2 protein-coding genes are annotated in these 2,243 nt (G+C 60.3%); both read left to right on the top strand.

Features of this window, described 5'->3' with window-relative positions; all coding sequences use genetic code 11:
- A partial coding sequence (locus V6C07_RS06490; protein WP_333535536.1) for a transposase family protein occupies positions 1–1,314 on the top strand: 1,314 nt, incomplete at its 5' end.
- Between the two features lie 15 nt (positions 1,315–1,329).
- Positions 1,330–2,073: an ATP-binding protein gene (locus tag V6C07_RS06485; RefSeq protein WP_333535535.1), complete on the top strand. Its 744-nt coding sequence runs from the start codon at positions 1,330–1,332 to the stop codon at positions 2,071–2,073.
- Positions 2,074–2,243 lie beyond the last annotated feature (170 nt).

Here is a 2,243-nt window from a genome sequence, read left to right as displayed (position 1 = left end):
TTGAAGCTGCGGCCCTACCAGCGCCGCGACACGTCTGAACTGTGGCCCGGCGATGTGTACACGGCGGACGGCACCACGTTTGACGCCGAGGTGCTCCACCCTGACCACGGGCAGCCCTTCAAACCCGAGATTACAGCCATCATCGACGTGGCAACCCGCCGTTGCGTGGGCATCAGTATTGCGCTGTCTGAAAGCAAGCTGACCGTGCTTGACGCCCTGCGCATGGCCTGCCTGTGGGCGGGCATACCAGCTATGTTTTATAGCGACTCCGGCCCCGGCTATTATAACAAGCTACTGCTTGATGACCGCACTGGCATGTTTCAACGCCTTGGCATCTCGCCTTGCAATGCCATTCCGGGCCGCCCGCAGGGTAAGGGCCTCATGGAGCGCGCCGTCAAAACATTGTGGGTACGCGCCGCGCAGGGGCTTGCCAGCTACACCGGGGCGCTTATGGACACGGACGCCGCCCACCGCAATTTCAAGGCCAGCCGCGCCGCCCTCAAAAACGGTAAACGCGCCATCCTGCCCACTTGGGACGAATGCAAAAAGCACATCCTCGCCCGTGTGGAGGAATATAACGCCACGCCGCACCGTGGGTTGCCGCGTTACCGCGATGCGGAGGGCCGCATGGTGCATTACAGCCCCAACGAATTTTGGGCCACATTTGAGCAACGCGGCTTTGAACCTGTGCTGGTGCCGCACGGCATGGGCGCTGAACTGTTCATGCCCGGTGAGCGTCGCAAGTGTCGTAATTGCTGGATACAAATGTTTAACGGCTTTTACTACGCGCCGGAACTAGAAGACTACCACGGCCAATACGTCGAAGCCCGCTACGACATTTGGGACAGCAGCCGCATCAGGTGCTGGACGCTCGACGGCAGGCAGATATGCGAGGCCACACTTGAAGGCAACACCAGCCCGTACTTTGCGGAAAGCCGCGTCCAAGACGCCCGCGACAAGCGCGCCAAGGCGCAGGTCAAACGCATAGATGCCAAGCTTCAGCGCGTGGCCCCCGGTGCGGAAATAATCCTTCCCGACGTCTTGCGCCCCGCCTTGGCCGACAGCACACAACCCACAGTCATTGACATGTCTGCTGCCTGTGAGGCCGTGGCGGCCCCGGAAATGATAGAGGCAGACGCCCCCACGGCTCAAGCCGCGCGCCCCCTCTTTGCCAACACGTTTGACCGCTACCGCTGGCTGATGCGCAACCCCGCGCAGCAGACAACGGCAGACATTGAATTTCTGACCAATTACCGCAAGGGCGAGGAATACGCAGACATGCGTGACCTGCTCGACGTGGAAGGCATTGCTTAACAAAGGAGAATGCAAATGCGTCAAGGATTTGTAAAAACCGAAAACTACGCCCGGTTTACGGCTGGGGTCAAAGCCGTGGAAGCGCGCGGCGCTGCCGAGGCTGGCATGATGCTTGTTCACGGCCAACCGGGCTTGGGCAAGTCGCACATTGTTTACCGTTGGGCCGAGGAAGCCGGAGCCGTGTATCTGCGCGCTAACGTGGATTGGACGCCAAAATACTTTCTTGTGGAGCTTGCCAAGGCGCTCAACGTGGATTCGCGCGGCACGGCCCAGCAACTGTTTGAGCGTTGCCTGCGGGTGCTGATTGAGCGTCAGTCTCCAATCATCATTGATGAGAGCGAGTTCACCTTGCGGGATTCCGCAAGCGTACTGGAGAAAATCCGCGACTTCTCCGACCGCGCCGAGGTCACCGTGGTGCTGATCGGTATGGAACAGATACAGCGCAATATCAGCCGTCACAGGCAAATATCCTCGCGTATTGCCCAGGTGGTTGAGTTTGGTCCCTGCACTGCTGCGGACGTGGCCTTGGCTTGCGCCAAGCTCTGCGAATACGAGTTGACCCCGGCACTGGCGGGTGAAGTGTTGCGGTTGTCTGCCGGGCGCATGCGTGAAGTGCTCAACGTGCTGGCCCGTATAGAGCAGCTTGCCAAGGCCAACGGCCTCACCGGCAAGCTTGACGTGGCCCACTTCGCGGGAGTGGAACTGGCGCATGACTGGCAGAGCCGCACGGCCAAAACTGTGCGCAAGGCGGTTGCGTAGTCATGGCTGTTTTGTCCGAGCGTGTGATGCACCACCTTGCCGAGCACGGCGCATGCTACACGCGGCAACTAGCCGCAGCCCTCGGGGTAACCAGCGACGGAGTGTGTACCGTGTGCCGCTGCCTGCGCAGCTATGGCCTTATCCACACCACAGAAGACAACATGCACGGT

Source organism: Desulfovibrio sp. 1214_IL3152, assembly GCF_036763055.1.
In the GTDB taxonomy this organism is placed as follows: Bacteria; Desulfobacterota; Desulfovibrionia; order Desulfovibrionales; family Desulfovibrionaceae; genus Desulfovibrio.
The sequence above is the reverse complement of the archived record's forward strand: the minus strand, read 5'-3'. Positions and strand labels throughout refer to the sequence as shown.

What these genes read in the sequence shown, in the direction of transcription:
- V6C07_RS06485 (WP_333535535.1), top strand. Translation starts at nt 1,330, where the DNA reads ATGCGTCAAGGATTTGTAAAAACCGAAAACTACGCCCGGTTTACGGCT.